The organism is Bradyrhizobium sp. CCBAU 45389 (assembly GCF_028128625.1).
Lineage (GTDB): Bacteria > Pseudomonadota > Alphaproteobacteria > Rhizobiales > Xanthobacteraceae > Bradyrhizobium > Bradyrhizobium liaoningense_B.
Map to the genome: position 1 here is coordinate 179,910 of NZ_LBIY01000094.1, position 15,925 is coordinate 195,834.

14 protein-coding genes are annotated in these 15,925 nt (G+C 64.6%); 8 read left to right on the forward strand and 6 right to left on the reverse strand.

Annotated features, from left to right (window positions below):
* Positions 1-44 precede the first annotated feature (44 nt).
* Positions 45-2,147 (forward strand): hypothetical protein, encoded by a 2,103-nt coding sequence (locus tag XH79_RS26220; RefSeq protein ID WP_333938891.1) that lies wholly within the window; start codon positions 45-47, stop codon positions 2,145-2,147.
* Between the two features lie 141 nt (positions 2,148-2,288).
* Here the strand turns inward: XH79_RS26220 and aspS are convergent, their stop codons facing one another.
* The gene (gene aspS / locus XH79_RS26225; protein WP_271583456.1) at positions 2,289-4,061 is read right to left on the reverse strand and encodes an aspartate--tRNA ligase; all 1,773 of its coding nucleotides are present in this window, start codon (positions 4,059-4,061) and stop codon (positions 2,289-2,291) included.
* Positions 4,062-4,258: 197 nt separating this feature from the next.
* On the opposite strand from aspS, the gene XH79_RS26230 reads away from it, so the two are divergent.
* From XH79_RS26230 to rnd, 7 genes are all read left to right on the forward strand, one after another.
* Positions 4,259-5,731 (forward strand): protein adenylyltransferase SelO, encoded by a 1,473-nt coding sequence (locus tag XH79_RS26230; RefSeq protein ID WP_271583457.1) that lies wholly within the window; start codon positions 4,259-4,261, stop codon positions 5,729-5,731.
* Between the two features lie 22 nt (positions 5,732-5,753).
* Entirely contained in the window at positions 5,754-6,185 is a 432-nt protein-coding gene (locus XH79_RS26235; RefSeq protein ID WP_271583458.1) for a hypothetical protein, read from the forward strand.
* Between the two features lie 247 nt (positions 6,186-6,432).
* Entirely contained in the window at positions 6,433-7,284 is an 852-nt protein-coding gene (locus tag XH79_RS26240) for a phosphodiesterase (RefSeq protein WP_271583459.1), read from the forward strand.
* Between the two features lies 1 nt (position 7,285).
* The gene (locus XH79_RS26245) at positions 7,286-8,236 is read left to right on the forward strand and encodes a carbohydrate ABC transporter permease (protein ID WP_271583460.1); all 951 of its coding nucleotides are present in this window, start codon (positions 7,286-7,288) and stop codon (positions 8,234-8,236) included.
* Positions 8,233-9,102, forward strand: a complete 870-nt coding sequence (locus XH79_RS26250; protein WP_271583461.1) for a carbohydrate ABC transporter permease — start codon at positions 8,233-8,235, stop codon at positions 9,100-9,102. Before XH79_RS26245 ends, XH79_RS26250 begins: the two co-directional genes overlap by 4 nt.
* Positions 9,103-9,113: 11 nt before the next feature.
* Positions 9,114-10,448 carry an ABC transporter substrate-binding protein gene (locus XH79_RS26255; RefSeq protein ID WP_271583462.1) on the forward strand — a complete coding sequence of 445 codons (1,335 nt, stop codon included), beginning with the start codon at positions 9,114-9,116 and terminating at the stop codon, positions 10,446-10,448.
* A 483-nt stretch (positions 10,449-10,931) separates the two neighbouring features.
* Positions 10,932-12,080: a ribonuclease D gene (rnd, locus tag XH79_RS26260; protein ID WP_212337187.1), complete on the forward strand. Its 1,149-nt coding sequence runs from the start codon at positions 10,932-10,934 to the stop codon at positions 12,078-12,080.
* Between the two features lie 200 nt (positions 12,081-12,280).
* Here rnd and XH79_RS26265 read toward each other — a convergent pair whose 3' ends face one another.
* The 5 genes from XH79_RS26265 to XH79_RS26285 all read right to left on the reverse strand — a co-directional run bounded on the left by XH79_RS26265 (position 12,281) and on the right by XH79_RS26285 (position 15,861).
* Positions 12,281-13,663, reverse strand: a complete 1,383-nt coding sequence (locus tag XH79_RS26265) for an aspartate aminotransferase family protein (protein ID WP_271583463.1) — start codon at positions 13,661-13,663, stop codon at positions 12,281-12,283.
* 186 nt (positions 13,664-13,849) lie between these two features.
* Positions 13,850-14,023: a hypothetical protein gene (locus XH79_RS26270; protein ID WP_271583464.1), complete on the reverse strand. Its 174-nt coding sequence runs from the start codon at positions 14,021-14,023 to the stop codon at positions 13,850-13,852.
* Between the two features lie 30 nt (positions 14,024-14,053).
* Positions 14,054-14,617: an isochorismatase family protein gene (locus tag XH79_RS26275; protein WP_271583465.1), complete on the reverse strand. Its 564-nt coding sequence runs from the start codon at positions 14,615-14,617 to the stop codon at positions 14,054-14,056.
* Positions 14,618-14,642: 25 nt separating this feature from the next.
* Positions 14,643-15,263, reverse strand: a complete 621-nt coding sequence (locus XH79_RS26280; protein ID WP_018645421.1) for a GNAT family N-acetyltransferase — start codon at positions 15,261-15,263, stop codon at positions 14,643-14,645.
* On the reverse strand, positions 15,250-15,861 hold the full coding sequence (locus XH79_RS26285; protein WP_271583466.1) for a hypothetical protein: 612 nt from the start codon (positions 15,859-15,861) through the stop codon (positions 15,250-15,252). Before XH79_RS26285 ends, XH79_RS26280 begins: the two co-directional genes overlap by 14 nt.
* Between the last annotated feature and the right edge of the window lie 64 nt (positions 15,862-15,925).

Consider the following 15,925-nt stretch of genomic DNA (forward strand, 5'->3'; position numbering starts at 1 on the left):
ATTTCCGGGTCGTGGAAACGGGATGAAGCACGGCCGAAGCCCCGGTGGCAACATCGGATTGCGCCCCCATCAACAGGGCGCACGGTCAAATATTTGAAAACCATAGCTTTCCCTGGACCGCACGGCATTTCGCGAATATGGCAGGTTGCGCAGTGCAAAACGAGCAACTGGAGCTGGGAATGAAGCGCATCCTGATCGGCCTGGTCGTGGCGGCCGTGCTCGCCACGGGCGGATGGTTCGGCGTCAACCTCTACGTCCAGCACCGGGCCATTGCCGAGATCGAGGCGGCGTTCGAACAGGTGCGTGCCGGCGGCGGCAAGGCGAGCCACGGCAAGATCGGGTTCGATCTGCCGAGCCGCACCCTCACCATCGAGGAGGTCAATGTCGAGCCGGGCCGAGGCCCCCTGGCCGGCATCAAGGCTGCGAGCTTCAAGGCCGTCGGCGTTCGTCAAGTCGACGAGGCCCGTATTGCGGCCGACAATGTCGCGATCGATGGCGTGGAGTTGGCGATCGACGGCGCCGTGGGTGCGGCGGGCATGAAGATGACTTACAAGATCCCGCAGCTCACGTTGACCGATTATTCCGGGCCCACCCGCATGCAGGGCGCGCCGGCCTCGGACTCCATTCTCGACGCATACCGTTTTGGGCTCGAGCAATTTGCAAACGTTGCGGCCGCCTCGCTCAACGCGCCAACCATAACCGCCGCAATGACCGGAGTGACCGGGGGAGGAACCGGCGAGGTTACCTATTCGGGACTGATGTTCCGCAGTATCAATCGCGGCAAGATTGAAGCGGTAAAGATGGACCGCGCTGTTGTCGCCATCAATGTGCAACAGCCACGTCCAGATAAAGTCACCACGGGCTTCTCCGACGTGACTATCGACGATTTCGACGCAAACGTCGTGATCGCCGCGCTCAATCCGGAAAAGGCAAACGACGACAGCTATCACCGTGTTTATCGGCAGATATCAACCGCATACGCCATGACTTCGACTTCCGGCATCGGCGCGAAAATCGGACGCATCCTGGTCGAGGACATTGCATATCAGCCGTCGAAATTTCGTCCTGCAGAGCTGCTGGCCGTTCTGCCGAAGGACCCGTCTGCATCTCAGAGCCCGGCGCAGATACGCGAATTGATGGAGAAGGTCGCAAACCTTTATGACGGTGCACGGGTCGGCAAGGTGACAATCGCCGATTTGTCGATGGACACACCGCAGGGCGCCGCAAAGCTCAACGCCATCAGATATTCCCAGGGCGAGTTCGCGCTGGAAGGCCTCGATGCGCCCTCGCCGCAAGGTCAGTTCAAGATGGAGCGCTTCGCGCTGAAATCCTTCAGCGTCACGAACCTGATGCGCTGGGCAGCGGATCTCACGAAGAACGTCGGGCGGCCCCCCTCGCCGGATCAGATGCTGGGCCTGTTCGGCGTGCTGGCAGGCGCGGAGATCAAGGGCGTGGCGGCCCCCTACAAGGCCACCAAGAAGCTCGTCACGATCGACACGTTGAGCCTGGACTGGGGGCAACTGGTCGGCCCGATTCCGAGCAAGGCGCATCTGGTTGCCAAATTCGTCACGCCAACCGATCCGTCCGATCCGAAGCAGCTCCCATTGATTGCCAGCGGGATCGACAAGCTCGCGATCGACCTCGATCTCGGCGCGGCGTGGGCCGAGCAGTCCAACAGCTTCTCCCTGACGCCGGCGACGCTCGACATCGGAGGGATCGCAAGAGCTCAATTGCGTGTCGCTCTCGGCAACGTGCCGCGCGAGGTGTTTTCGGCCGATCCCGCCCAACTCATGGGCCAGGCGGCCCGGATCGAGGCCGGCGCGCTCGAGTTCTCGTTGCGCGACAATGGCGGCGTCGATTCCGCGGCGACGCAATATGCACGCGGCAAGAATGTGAGCCGAGACGCCGCGCGTCAGGCGCTCGCAGACAGCGTTCGGGTGCACCGGGCGGACGTCGCCGCCGCCAATCCGGACGCGGGCACGGCGGTGGATGCGATCGCGAGCTTTGTCGAGACGCCGGGCCAGACGCTCGTCATCAAGCTCACACCCCGCGCCAAGGCACCGCTGATGCAATTGATGCAGCTTCTGCAAACCGACCCGCAGAGCGCGCTGGCGCAGTTCAGGATCGAGGCGTCGACGGGGCTGTAGGTCTCGTGTCCCGGACGCGGCGCAGCGCGTAAGCGTTGCGACGCTGAGCCGGGACTCAGAGAGTTTGTGGCTCGCTGAAACATGGGCCCGGCTCAGCAGCGCACCGCTAAAGAAGCGCTGCGCTGCGTCCGGGGCACGCACTCACTTCTGCGGCAGGTTCACCCGCACATGCAGCTCACGGAGCTGTTTTGTGGTGGCTTCCGACGGCGCGCCCATCAGGAGGTCCATGGCCTGCTGGTTCATCGGGAACAGCGAGATCTCGCGCAGGTTCGTGGTGCCGCAAAGCAGCATCACGATGCGGTCGACGCCCGCGGCCATGCCGCCATGCGGCGGTGCGCCGTACTGGAAGGCGCGGTACATGCCGCCGAAGCGATCGACCACTTCCTGCTCGCCGTAACCTGCGATCTCGAACGCCTTCACCATCGCTTCCGGCACGTGGTTACGGATACCGCCCGAGGCGATCTCGTAGCCGTTACAGGTAATGTCGTACTGGAACGCCTTGATGGTCAGCGGATCCTGGCCCTTCAGCGCTTCGAGACCGCCCTGCGGCATCGAGAACGGGTTGTGCGAGAAGTCGACCTTCTTGTCGTCCTCGTTGTATTCGTACATCGGGAAGTCGACGATCCAGGCGAGCTCGAACCGCTCCTTGTCGGTGAGGTTCAATTCCTCGCCGACCTTGTTGCGGGCAAGGCCCGAAAACTTCCAGAACTTGTCGGGATCGCCGGCGACGAAGAAGGCGGCATCGCCTTCCTTGGTGCCGATCTGCGCGCGGATCGCAGCGGTGCGCTCTGGCCCGATGTTGTTGGCAAGGGGACCTGCGCCCTCGCCGCCCTCGCGCCACATGATGTAGCCGAGGCCGGGTTGGCCCTCGCCCTGCGCCCACGAGTTCATGCGGTCGCAGAACGCGCGGCTGCCGCCGCCTGCGGCCGGGATCGCCCAGACCTGGTTCTTGGGATCCTCGAGCATGCGCGCGAACACCTTGAAGCCGCTTCCGCGGAAATGCTCGGAGACGTCCTGCATCTCGATGGGGTTGCGCAAGTCCGGCTTGTCGCTGCCGTATTTGCGCAGCGCCTCGGCGAACGGAATCCGGCGCCAGTTCTTGCTCACCGACTTGCCCTTGGCGAACTCCTCGAACACGCCGGTGATGACGGGCTCCATGGCCGCAAAGACGTCTTCCTGCGTGACAAAGCTCATCTCGACGTCGAGCTGGTAGAACTCGCCGGGCAGACGGTCGGCGCGCGGGTCCTCGTCGCGGAAGCAGGGCGCGATCTGGAAGTAGCGGTCGAAGCCCGACATCATCAGGAGCTGCTTGTACTGCTGCGGCGCCTGCGGCAGCGCGTAGAACTTGCCCGGATGGATGCGCGAGGGCACCAGGAAGTCGCGTGCGCCTTCCGGCGAGGACGCGGTCAGGATCGGCGTGTTGAACTCGAAGAAGCCCTGCCCCTCCATCCGCCGGCGCATCGACTTGATGATCTCGACGCGCGTCATGATGTTCTGGTGCAGCTTTTCGCGCCGCAGGTCGAGGAAGCGGTACTTCAGGCGGATGTCTTCGGGATATTCCTGGTCGCCGAACACCGGCAGCGGCAGGTCGCCGGCCGGGCCCAGCACCTCGATCTCGCCGACATAGACCTCGACCTTGCCGGTCGGCAGGTCGTCATTGTCGGTGCCCTCGGGGCGGCGGCGGACCTTGCCGTCCATCTTGACCACGAATTCGGAGCGCAGCTTTTCGGCCAGCGAGAACGCCGGCGAGTCCGGATCGACCACGCACTGGGTCAGGCCGTAATGGTCGCGCAAATCGATGAACAGCACGCCGCCATGGTCGCGAACGCGATGGACCCAACCCGAGAGGCGGATGGTCTCGCCGATGTTGCTCTCGCGGAGCGCGCCGCATGTATGTGACCGGTAGCGATGCATGGTCGTCCCAAAATCAATGTCGGAGGAAGCGAATCGGACCGCCTCAAACGGCCGGTCCGAAGTTGCGGCAGGGTTTACCCGACGAGGCCCGGGGCGGCAACCAAGGGAACGGGCTGTTTTGAGCCCGGAAGGCCCATTTTTGGCCGATCCGGCCTCACGCCTTTGCCATCCGGCGTTCCCCGCCTATCTTTACCTCCATGACCGTCCATTTCCCCTTCCAGAACTCCTATTCGGCGCTGCCGGACAGCTTCTTTGCCCGCGTCGCGCCGACCCCCGTGGCCGCCCCCCGGCTGATCAAGCTGAACCGGTCGCTGGCGGTCCAGCTCGGGCTCGATCCCGACCTGCTGGAGACCCCGGAAGGCGCCGAGATCCTGGCCGGCAAGACGGTTCCCGCCGGGGCCGACCCCATCGCCATGGCCTATGCCGGGCACCAGTTCGGGCAATTCGTGCCCCAGCTCGGCGACGGACGCGCCATCCTGCTCGGCGAGGTCATCGACAAGGACGGCGTCCGCCGCGACATCCAGCTCAAGGGCTCGGGCCCCACCCCGTTCTCCCGCCGCGGCGACGGTCGCGCGGCGCTCGGGCCGGTCCTGCGCGAGTACATCGTCAGCGAAGCGATGTATGCGCTGGGCATCCCGACCACGCGCTCGCTTGCCGCCGTCGTCACCGGCGAGCACGTCATCCGCGAGACCGCGCTGCCCGGCGCGGTGCTGACGCGCATCGCCTCCAGCCATATCCGCGTCGGGACCTTCCAGTTCTTCGCGGTCCGCCGCGACACCGAGGCGATCCGCCGGCTCGCCGATCACGTCATCACGCGCCACTATCCGGAGCTGCTCCAGGCGGAGCGGCCCTATCACGACCTGCTCGCGGCCGTCGTCGCGCGCCAGGCCGACCTCGTCGCGCGCTGGCTGCTGGTCGGCTTCATCCATGGCGTGATGAACACCGACAACAGCTCCATCTCGGGCGAGACCATCGATTACGGCCCCTGCGCCTTCATGGATGCCTACAATCCCGCGCAGGTGTTTTCCTCGATCGACGAGATGGGCCGCTACGCCTATGCCAATCAGCCGCGCATCGGCTTGTGGAATCTGACCCGCCTCGCCGAATGCCTGCTACCGCTGTTCTCGGACGATCAGGAGAAGGCGGTGGCCGAAGCCCAGGACATTCTCGGCGCCTTCGGCGAGATCTTCAGCGACGCCTATCAGGCCGGACTGCGCAAGAAGGTCGGCCTGTTCACCGAGCGCGACGGCGACGAGGCGCTGATCCAGGACCTGCTCGATGCCATGGCGAAGAACCAGGCCGACTTCACCCTCACCTTCCGCAAGCTCGGCGACGCCGCAGCCGATGACGGCGCGGACGTGCGCGCGCAGTTCATGGAGCCCGCAGCCTTCGACGAGTGGGCCGGCCGCTGGCGCGCGCGTATTGCGCTGGAGCCGCAGACCGCAGCCGAACGGCAGGCCGCGATGCACGCCGTCAACCCGATCTTCATCCCGCGCAACCACCGCGTCGAAGCCGTGATCCAGGCCGCGGTGAACAACGACAATTACGCGCCGTTCGAGGAGTTGGTGAAGGTGCTGGGCAAGCCGTACGAGGACCAGCCGGAGTATGCGGCCTACGCCGATCCGCCGCTGCCGGATCAGCGGGTGCTGCAGACGTTCTGCGGGACATAGCGACAGCTTCAAAGGGGCCGTCGTGATCACGCAACTCCCGGACGACTTTCGGTTCTCCGGCCCCTCGATGGAGCTCTGCACCCTCACGGTTCGCGTCGCGGATCTTGCGGACCGCTTCCGCTTTACGCTGGTCCATTGGGGTGACCAGCTCGGCCCAGCCACCGCGATGCTGGTGAAATTGGAATCCGGACGTGACGCCGCCCTGACCGAATTTAGGTATGCGATAGAGCGCCATGGCATGAAGGGCCCTGTTGTCGAGGTCGAGGCGCAGGATGTTGCGGCGGTCGGCGTCGCAGCGTTGGTGGACGATGTGCTGGGCGCCCTCCGGCTGTCACGCGAGGATACCGACTGGATCGCACCAGCCGAGAATAAGGCACGCGCGCTCGATCTGCTCCACTGGTGGGCTCAGACATCGTGGGACGACATGCATCCCCGTTCCGAACAGAGGGAATGAGCGGCTTCGCTCCAACGGACGCACGTTCTGGATGGAGCGGCGCGTAGCGCGATCGATCCGTGAGCTACGCCTGTCGGTGAGGCGCATCCAGTCCCGCGGCGAAACGTCCTTCTGAACTGCTTCCCTGTGGACGCGTCGTCCCCGCGGGAACCGCTGTCATCAAACTGAAACACACGCGCTCTAACGGGCTGGCAGGGCCGTCCCTGCCGGAGGCGCCCATCCTCCAACCGTCCCGACAAAGCGCGCCATGCCCTTCAAATTCATCCACATCACCGACACGCATCTCGCGAACCCCGGGCTGAAGCTCTACGGGCTCGATCCGCGCGCGCGGTTGGACGCGGCGATCGCCGACATCAACAAGCACCAGTCCGATGCTGCCTTCGCAGTCGTGACCGGCGACCTCACCCATTGGGGCGAAGCTGAGTCCTACGCCAATTTCGCCGATGCGATGGCCGCGCTGAAGATTCCGTACATCGCCATGGTCGGCAATCACGACAAGCGCGTGACCTGCCTCGACAGCCTGAAAGCCGCCCCGCGCGATGCCAACGGCTTCGTGCAGGGCACCCGCACCACCGAGCACGGCCTGTTCATCTTCCTGGATACGCTGGACGAGACCAGCCATGCCGGCGAGATGTGCGAAAGGCGCCTCGGCTGGCTCGCGAGCACACTGGCTGCCGCACCCGCCGACCAGCAGTTCGTCGTGTTCATGCACCATCCGCCCTTCCCGGTCGGCGTCCACGCCATGGACGAGATCGCGCTGAAGCAGAGCGCCGAATTCGCGGAAGTCATCGCGCCCTACCGTTCGCGCATCCGCCACCTCTTCTTCGGCCATGTGCACCGGCCGATCTTCGGCAGCTACGGCAAGATCCCGTTCTCGACGCTGCGCGGCACCAACCACCAGGTCTGGTTCGAGCTCGACGCTGCCGCCGCCGAGCATCTTGCCAGCCACGAGCCGCCGGCCTATGGCGTGGTGCTGATCGACCAGGAAAACCTGGTCGTGCACAGCCACGACTTCCTCGACCAGAGTCTGCGCTTCCCCTTCGAGCCACCGGCCGGAGTGGACGGCCGCGACTACGCGCTCAATTTCCCGGCGCGATGAGATGAGCCTCGCTGAACCCGCGGCTCTCCCGGTCGCGACGTCGGCGGCACCGCGTCTGCACGTCCTGAAGCGGTTCTCGCACCGCTTCAAAGCCTCGCTGCCTGCCTATCTGCTGCTGCTACCCTCGCTGGTCTTCCTCGCGCTGTTCACCTATGGCGCGATGGGGCGCGTCCTCATCGACGCGCTCTATCAGCGCGCCACACCGAAAGCGCCGGTGCGTTTCGTCGGCCTCGACAATATCAGCGCCGTGCTCGCCGACCCTGCCTTCACCGGCGCCGTCGTCAACAATCTGATCTACGCCGTCGGCACCGCGGTGCCGAGCATCGGACTTGCGCTGTTGTTTGCACTTGCGCTGTCACGCACCCATGCCGTGAACAGCGCGCTGCGCGCCGCGCTGTTCCTGCCGGTGCTGATCCCGATGGTCGCGGCCTCCGCGCTGTTCCTGTTCATCTTCCTGCCGAATGTCGGCCTGCTCGACTACTACATCGGCCGCCTGCTGCCGGTGCTGCCGAACTGGCTCGGCGACCCCGACATCGCGCTCTACGCGATCATGGTCATCACCGTCTGGAAGAACGCCGGCTATTACATGCTGTTCTTCCTCGCCGGCCTCCAGGCCGTGCCCGAGGATGTCATGGAGGCGGCGCATCTCGACGGCGCGGGGCCTTATCAGCGCCTGCGCCACATCATCCTGCCGGAGCTCAAGCCCACTTTCCTGTTCGTCACCGTCATCGCAATCCTCAACGCGGTGACGCAGGTCGACCACGTCTTCGTCATGACCCAGGGCGGGCCGTCCAACTCGACCAACCTCGTGCTGTTCTACATCTACCAGCAGGCAGTCGAGCACTACGACGTCGGCAAGGCCTCGGCAGCGACGCTGCTGACGCTCGCCGCGCTGATGGGGCTCACCGCACTGTCCTTCCGCACCATGGCGAACCGCGAGGGCGGACCATGAAGCTGTTCGATGCGCTGTGGAAGGACGCCCCGCTCGCCACCCGCGGCGAGATCACGCCCCCGCTCGGCTTCCTCCTGACCGTGCTGCTCGCGATCGTCTGGCTGATCCCGTTCCTGTGGATGGGCGTGGCAACGCTGCGCCCCGCCTCCGACGGCATCAACGCCATGGCCGAGCTGATGCCGAGCCTCAAGCCCACGCTCGACAATATCAGGGACGCCTGGGAGATCGGCGATTTCCCGCGCTACACCCTCAACACCACGATCATCTGCACCGGCATCCTGCTGGTGCAGTTCTTCACCATCACGCTGGCGGGTTTTGCCTTCGCCCGCCTGAACTTCGCCGGCAAGACGCTGATCTTCTATCTGTTCCTGATGCAGCTGATGCTGGTGCCGGTTCTGCTGATCGTGCCGAACCTGAAGCTCGTGGCGCAGCTCGGCCTCTACGACACGCTCGCCGGCGTCATGATGCCGTTCTTCGCCTCGGCTTTCGGCACCTTCCTGATGCGGCAGGCCTTCGAGGCGATCCCGACCGAGCTGGAGGACGCAGCCCTAATCGACGGCGCAAGCCTGTTCCAGCGCATCCGCCACATCTACGTGCCGCTGTCGATGCCGAGCTTCTCCGCCTTCGCCATCATCTCCGTGACCAGCCATTGGAACGACTTCCTGTGGCCGCTGATGGTGATCAATTCGCCGGACAAGCGGCCGCTCACGGTCGGCCTCTCCGTGTTCACCAAGACGGCCGAAGGCACGCAGGCCTGGGGCACCATCGCTGCAGGCACGCTCATGGTGATCGCGCCGCTGCTCGTCACCTTCCTGATCTTCCAGAAGCGCTTCATCAGTTCATTCGTCACCTCAGGCATCAAATAGGAGATTTTTCGATGCTGTTTACCCGCAGGCTCATGCTCGGCCTTGCCATGGCAGGCTCTATGGCCGGCGCCCTCGCTTTCCCGGCCCTCGCCGGTGAAGGTCCGACCGAGATCGACCTGTTCTTCCCCGTTCCCGTCGACGGCAAGCTCGCCCGCGACATGGGCACCTTGATCAAGGAGTTCAACGAGAGCCATCCGGCGATCAAGGCGACTGCCGTCTACACCGGCTCCTATGACGACACGCTGATCAAGACGCGCGCCTCGATCAAGGCCGGCAAGCCGCCGGCCGCCGTGATCATGTCGGCAAACTTCCTGCTCGACATGCAGATCGAGAACGAGCTCACCAATCTCGATCCCCTGATCGCCGCCGACGGCACCACCAAGGATCAGTTCCTGGGCCAGTTCTTCCCGGCGCTCCAGGGCAACGCAGTGATCAACCGCTCGGTCTACGGCGTGCCGTTCCACAATTCGACGCCGCTGCTCTACATCAACGCCGACAAGGCCAAGGAAGCCGGCCTCGATCCGAACAAGCCGCCGCAGACCTGGGCCGAGCTCACCGACTGGGCCAAGAAGCTCACCAAGCGCGAGGGTGACAAGGTGACCCAATGGGGCATCGCGATCCCCTGCGCCTACGACTATTGCGGCTGGATGATGGAAACGCTCACCATGAGCAATGGCGGGCGCTACTACAACGAGGAGTTCGGCGGCGAGGTCTATTACGATACGCCCTCGATGCTCGGCGCGCTCTCCTGGTGGAACGACCTCATCGCCAAGCACAAGGTGCATCCGCCCGGCGCCACGCCTGGTCCGGCCGTCAGCACCTCCTTCATCTCCGGCAACGCCGCGATGATGATGCTGTCGACGGGCTCGCTCACCTATGTGCGCGACAACGCCAAGTTCGCCTACAAGGTCGCCTTCATCCCGCGCAACGTCCGCAACGCGGTGCCGATCGGCGGCGCCTCGCTGATCATGCCGGCCGGGCTCGAGGCCGACAAGCAGAAGGCCGCCTGGACGCTGATCAAGTGGATGACCTCGCCCGAGAAGAGCGGCTGGTGGAGCCGCGCCACCGGCTATTTCGCGCCCAACATGGCCGCCTACAAGACGCCCGACATGGTCGACTTCCTCAACAAGAACCCGGACGCCAAGACCGCCGTCGAGCAGCTCGACGTCGCAAAGCCTTGGTTCGCCACCTACAAGACCGTCCCTGTCCGCAAGAACCTCGAGGACGAGGTGATGCTGGTCCTCAACGGCAAGAAGCAGCCGAAGGAAGCCCTCGCCGCCGCCCAGAAGGCCGCGGATGAGACGCTGAAGCCGTACAACGCGGAGACGTCGCTGAAGCTGCCGTAAGGCCGCTGTCGCTTCGTAGGGTGGATTAGCCTGCGGCTGCGCGAAGGCGCAGTCCGCAGGCGTAATCCACCTCGTCTGCGTCTTCGAAGGTGGATACTGGTGGATTACGCCTTCGGCTAATCCACCCTACACCCTTCCCCGCCCCCCATTAACCCCCCGTCCACCATCCGGCCCGCCCCGCCGCCGGTAACCATTGCAATTAACAGACCCTCAACGCACCCCCGACAAATCTATCAATGTTTCTGGAGATTTCGCCGTGGATCTGTTGGTTTTCGAGTTCCTGGGACTGGCCCTGGTCGCCATGTGCGTGGTCGTGGTGGCGCTGCCCTGCGCCCGCAAATCCTCGCACCGGATCCGTTACGAATAGGAATTTCGTCGGAAAGCGACGATTCCGGCCCGATGCAAGGCTCGAATTTGCTTAGAGCCCCTTGACATCACAGCACTTTCGGCAGAACGGCTGATATCAAGTGTCATGGGCCGTTCATGGATTTGATTACCACCACCGCTGACCTCGCGGCTGCCTGCAGCCGGCTGGCCAAGCACCCCGTCATCACCGTCGATACCGAGTTTCTTCGCGAAACCACCTATTACCCGCTGCTATGCGTGGTGCAGATGGCCAGCGCCGAGGAAGCCGTCGTCATTGACGCCCTCGCCCCGGGCATCGACCTCAAGCCGTTCTTCGAGCTGATGGCCAATGAGGCCGTGCTGAAGGTCTTCCACGCCGCCCGGCAGGACATCGAGATCATCTGGCATCAGGCCAACATCATCCCGCACCCGGTGTTCGACACCCAGGTCGCCGCGATGGTGCTCGGCTACGGCGACAGCATCGCCTACGACCAGCTGGTCGAAAAGGTTACCGGCCACCGCCCGGACAAGACCCACCGCTTCACCGACTGGTCGCGCCGGCCACTGACCAAGGAGCAGATGCACTACGCGGTCTCCGACGTCACCCATCTGCGCGACGTCTTCGCGGCGCTCGATGCCGACCTCAAGAAGCGCCGCCGCAGCGAATGGGTCTCGATCGAGATGGAGATCCTGACCTCGCCCAGGACCTACGACTTCCACCCCGAGCGCGCCTGGGAGCGGCTGAAGACGCGCGTGCGCAAGCCGAAGGATCTCGCCGTCCTGATGGAGGTCGCCGCCTGGCGCGAGCAGGAGGCACAGAGCCGCGACGTGCCGCGCGGCCGCGTGCTGCGCGACGAGGCAATCACCGACATCGCCACCCACGCGCCGAACACGCTGGAGAAGCTTGCGCATCTGCGCTCGGTGCCGAAGGGCTTCGAGAAGTCGAAATGGGGCGCGGACATCGTCGCCGCGGTCGAGCGCGGGCTGGCGCGGGATTTCTCGACGCTGCCGAAGCTGGAGAAGCCGCGCAACAATTCCAACGGCGCGGCCATCGTCGAGCTGTTGAAGGTCTTGCTGCGCATGACCGCCGAGCGCCATGCGGTGGCGAGCAAGGTGATCGCCACCGTCGACGATCTCGAAGAGATCGCAGCCGACGACGCCGCCGACGTCCCCGCCTTGCGCGGCTGGCGCCGCGAGCTGTTCGGCGAGGCTGCCTTGAAGCTCAAGCGCGGCGAGCTGGCGCTGGCGATCGAGAAGGGCCGCGTGGTCGGGGTTCAGCGGGCGTAGGCGGCCGCTGCTAACTATCAACGCACAATAATTTCACACCGTCATCCTGAGGTGCGAGCCGTGCGGTGCTTTGCACCGCACGGGGAGCCTCGAAGGATGAACGGCCACGCCGCCGCTCCGGGAGAGCCGGCCGTCGCCCTTCGAGGCTCGCCGGAGAGGCGAGCACCTCAGGGTGACGGTGATAGAGTTGGGGCCAGCAGTTACGCCGGCGTCAGCTTCGCCACTTCGCCCTTCATGTCATTCAGCACGCCCGCGATCGCGGCGACCAGATCGTCGATCTGGGCCTTGGTCGCGATCATCGGCGGACAGATGGCGATGGCATCCAGCATGTTGCGGGAGATCACGCCGCGCTCCTGGAGCATGCGACTGGCGATGCCGCCGACCGCGCCGGGCGTTGTCGCTGCCGTCTTGCGCCCCTTGTCGAGCACGAGCTCGATCGCCGCGATCATGCCGACGCCGCGGACCTCGCCGACCAGCGGGTGGCTGGTGAGCTCGCGCAGCTTGCCCTGCATGTAACCGCCGAGCTCGGCGGCATGCGCAACCAGACCGCGCTCCTCGATGATCTTGAGGTTCTCGAGCGCGATCGCCGAGCCGACGGGATGGCCGCCCGCTGTGAAACCGTGGCCGAGCACGCCGATCTTGTTGCTCTCGTCCGCGATCGGCTCGAACATGCGATCGTTCAGCATGATCGCCGACAGCGGGAAATAGCTGGAGGTGATCTGCTTGGAGACCACCATCGCGTCGGGCTTGATACCGTAGGTCTCGCAGCCGAACATCTTGCCGGTGCGGCCGAAGCCGCAGATCACCTCGTCGGCGACCAGCAGGATGTCGTACTTCTTGAGCACCTTCTGGATCTTGTCCCAATAGGTCGCTGGCGGCACGATGACGCCGCCCGCTCCCATCACCGGCTCGCCGAAGAACGCGGCGATCGTGTCCGGGCCTTCCTTCTGGATCAACGCGTCGAGCTCCTCGGCCCGGCGGGTGGCGAACGCCTCCTCGCTCTCGCCGGGCGCGCCGTCCTTGTAGAAATGCGGCGAGCCGGTGTGCAGGATGTTCGGCAGCGGCAGGTCGAACGAGCGATGGTTGTTCGGCAGGCCCGTGAGGCTGGCCGACGCGATGGTGACGCCGTGATAGGCGCGCAGACGGCTGATCACCTTCTTGCGCTGGGGCTGACCGAGCGCGTTGGAACGGTAGGCGATCAGCTTCAGCACGGTGTCGTTGGCTTCCGAGCCGGAATTGGTGAAGAACACCTTGCTCATCGTAACAGGCGCGAGCGCCACCAGCTTCTCGGCGAGATCGATCGAGGGCCCGTGCGATTTGGCGGAGAACGTGTGATAGAACGGCAGCGCCTGCATCTGCTTGTGCGCCGCCTCGACCAGACGCTTCTCGTTGAAGCCGAGCCCGACGCTCCACAGACCCGCCATCGCCTCGAAATAGCGCTTGCCCGTCGCATCGAACACGTAAGGCCCCTCGCCGCGCTCGATTACCAGGGGACCGGCCTGCTGATGGGTGCGCGCGTTGGTGTAGGGATGGAGCTGGTAGGCCACATCCCGGGCCTCCTGCGAATTGGGCAGCATGGACATTTGCGAAATCCTTCGAATAGTCGCGTCGCCGGCGCGGCCAGCTTCGTCACTGATGATCGAGTTATCTGGCTATTGCGACGAGGGAAAACTTGCAACGCCAATTCGTCGGCAGCACGCGCTCAGCAGCGTTGCAGAAAGCCGCACACGAGGAGCTTGCAGGCTTGTAGCTTGCAGATTTGGCAGTTCTCACGCCACGCTGTCGTCATTGCCATCGTCGGCGGCGGCAGCAGCGGCCTCCCTCACCTCGACGAGCGCCATCGAAAGCAGATAGACCGTCGTGGGCAAGCCGATGCGGCGCGCCCTCTCGGCTGCGTGCGACAGCTCGCTCGTCAGCTCCTTGAGCTCTTCTCCCCGTGACAATGTCCCACCCCATCCGCCGATCGCGGCCGCCTACACCGCAACGGCGCCGCTGGTTTTGATCAGTTCGGCGCTGGATTGGATTGTAGCAAAGTTTCCGACAACATTCACCACCGCCTGCTTGTAGGCGGCGGCCTCGCCCATCCCCGGCTGCCGGCAGGCCACGGCATCGGCGACCACCTGGTAGCGATGGCTGCGGTGAAACCCGTCGACAGCGGTGGCCAGGATGGTTTCGTCCAGCGAAAAGCCGATCACCACAAAGCGGCCAGTGCGGATATTGGACATGTAGTCCACGAACCGCGACGAGCTATAGGCCGAGGGCAGCGGGTGCTCGAACGTCATCTCGCCCGGCCGCGGCTTCGCCTCGGCGATCCAATCGGTCAGCCTCGATGCCGGATTGAACCAGGCGGCCTGGGCGATGCGCTTCAGATGCATCACCGGCCAGAGCTTGTCGCGCCATAGCGTCAGGAGTTCCAGGCAGCGCATGGTGGCGGCCTCGCCGTCGAGGATCACGTGGCGCCGCCCGGGGGTCAGATATTCGACCTGCAGGTCTGCACAGACCAGGATCGGCGGGTCGTCGGTGATGGAAGCCAGCATTGTCTTGCGTTTGGCTGCACCGGTTTCAGCGATCGGCGAGTGCGAGGTCCCGCAGCGGCGAGGTCACCGCCCGCCCCGCCGAGGCATCGAGCACGCCCGGCCGGTCCCAATCGCCCTCGGGACGGATGATTACGTAAGGATCACTGTCCAGAGTGATGGCGTCCGGCCCGGGCTCGATCTCCAGCAGCATCTCCGTGTAGGAGAAATCCGAGAAGGTGATCTTGCGGTTGTGGCCGAGCGGCTTGGCGCCGAAATGGGCCCAGAAATCGACCAGCCGGTCCTGCGCCTGGCCGTAGATCTTGCGAAAGCCCTTGCGCTTCACATAGTCGACGCTCGCCTGCACCAGCTTGAAGGAGACGCGCGAGCGCCGGTATTGGTGCCGCACCGCGAGCCGCTCGACCTTGGCGAAATCGCCGAAGAAGCGCACCCGCAGGCAGCCCGCAGGCTCGTTGCCGACATAGCCGATGAAATGCGCAGCGACCATGTCGTTGCCGTCGAACTCCTCCTCGAACGGACAATCCTGCTCGGCGAGATAGACCGCCGAGCGAATGGCGGTGACCAGCATGAGATCGCTGGGATCGCGCGCGAGGCGGATGGTGATGGCGCGGGAGTCGGGCTTGGCGAGGGGAATCCTAGTGCCGTGCATCTGCAAAACTCCTTGCTTGGATGATCGCACCGGGCATGCGCATCGACTGCCGATGCCAGGGGCGTTCGTAGCACCACAGGTCTGCTTGAAAGCTCGCGATCGGTTCGAATCCGGTCGCTCTCATGATGTCGCGTCCGGCCACGGTTGATGGTTGCGCATAGCAATCCGCGCCGCGAAATCTTACCTGTCGCAGATGAGCCGCGGCTTTGCCGAGACCCGCGATGCCGCGCCCCGTCGCGGCGATCGCCCAGATATAGATGGCAGCAACGTCTTCCGTCGCGGAAGCGAGATAATGCGTCTCGGGCGCGGTGAGGCAGATCTCGTCGAGCAGCAGCGCATCGTGTCCGCGGTCGTTGAGAAACAGGAAGGCCATGCCACCGAGCAGACGGCCGTTCCGGCTGAATGTCAGGATGCTCTGGGGATCGAACGTGTAATATTTCGCAAGCTCCGCGGTCCCGATCTGCACGCCCGGCACCAGCCGGTGCGCCATCTCCGAAAGCGCCGCAATTTCGGAAAATTGCGCGCAACGGACATCGACCTCGGGACTGAGCGGCAGCGCGTCGAAATCATGCCTTGCGGCAAACGAGCCCCTTTTCATACGCAGATCGCCCCTCTATCGTTTGCGGCTTTCAGGCCCCGCTATCACGAGCTTAGCGGTTGGG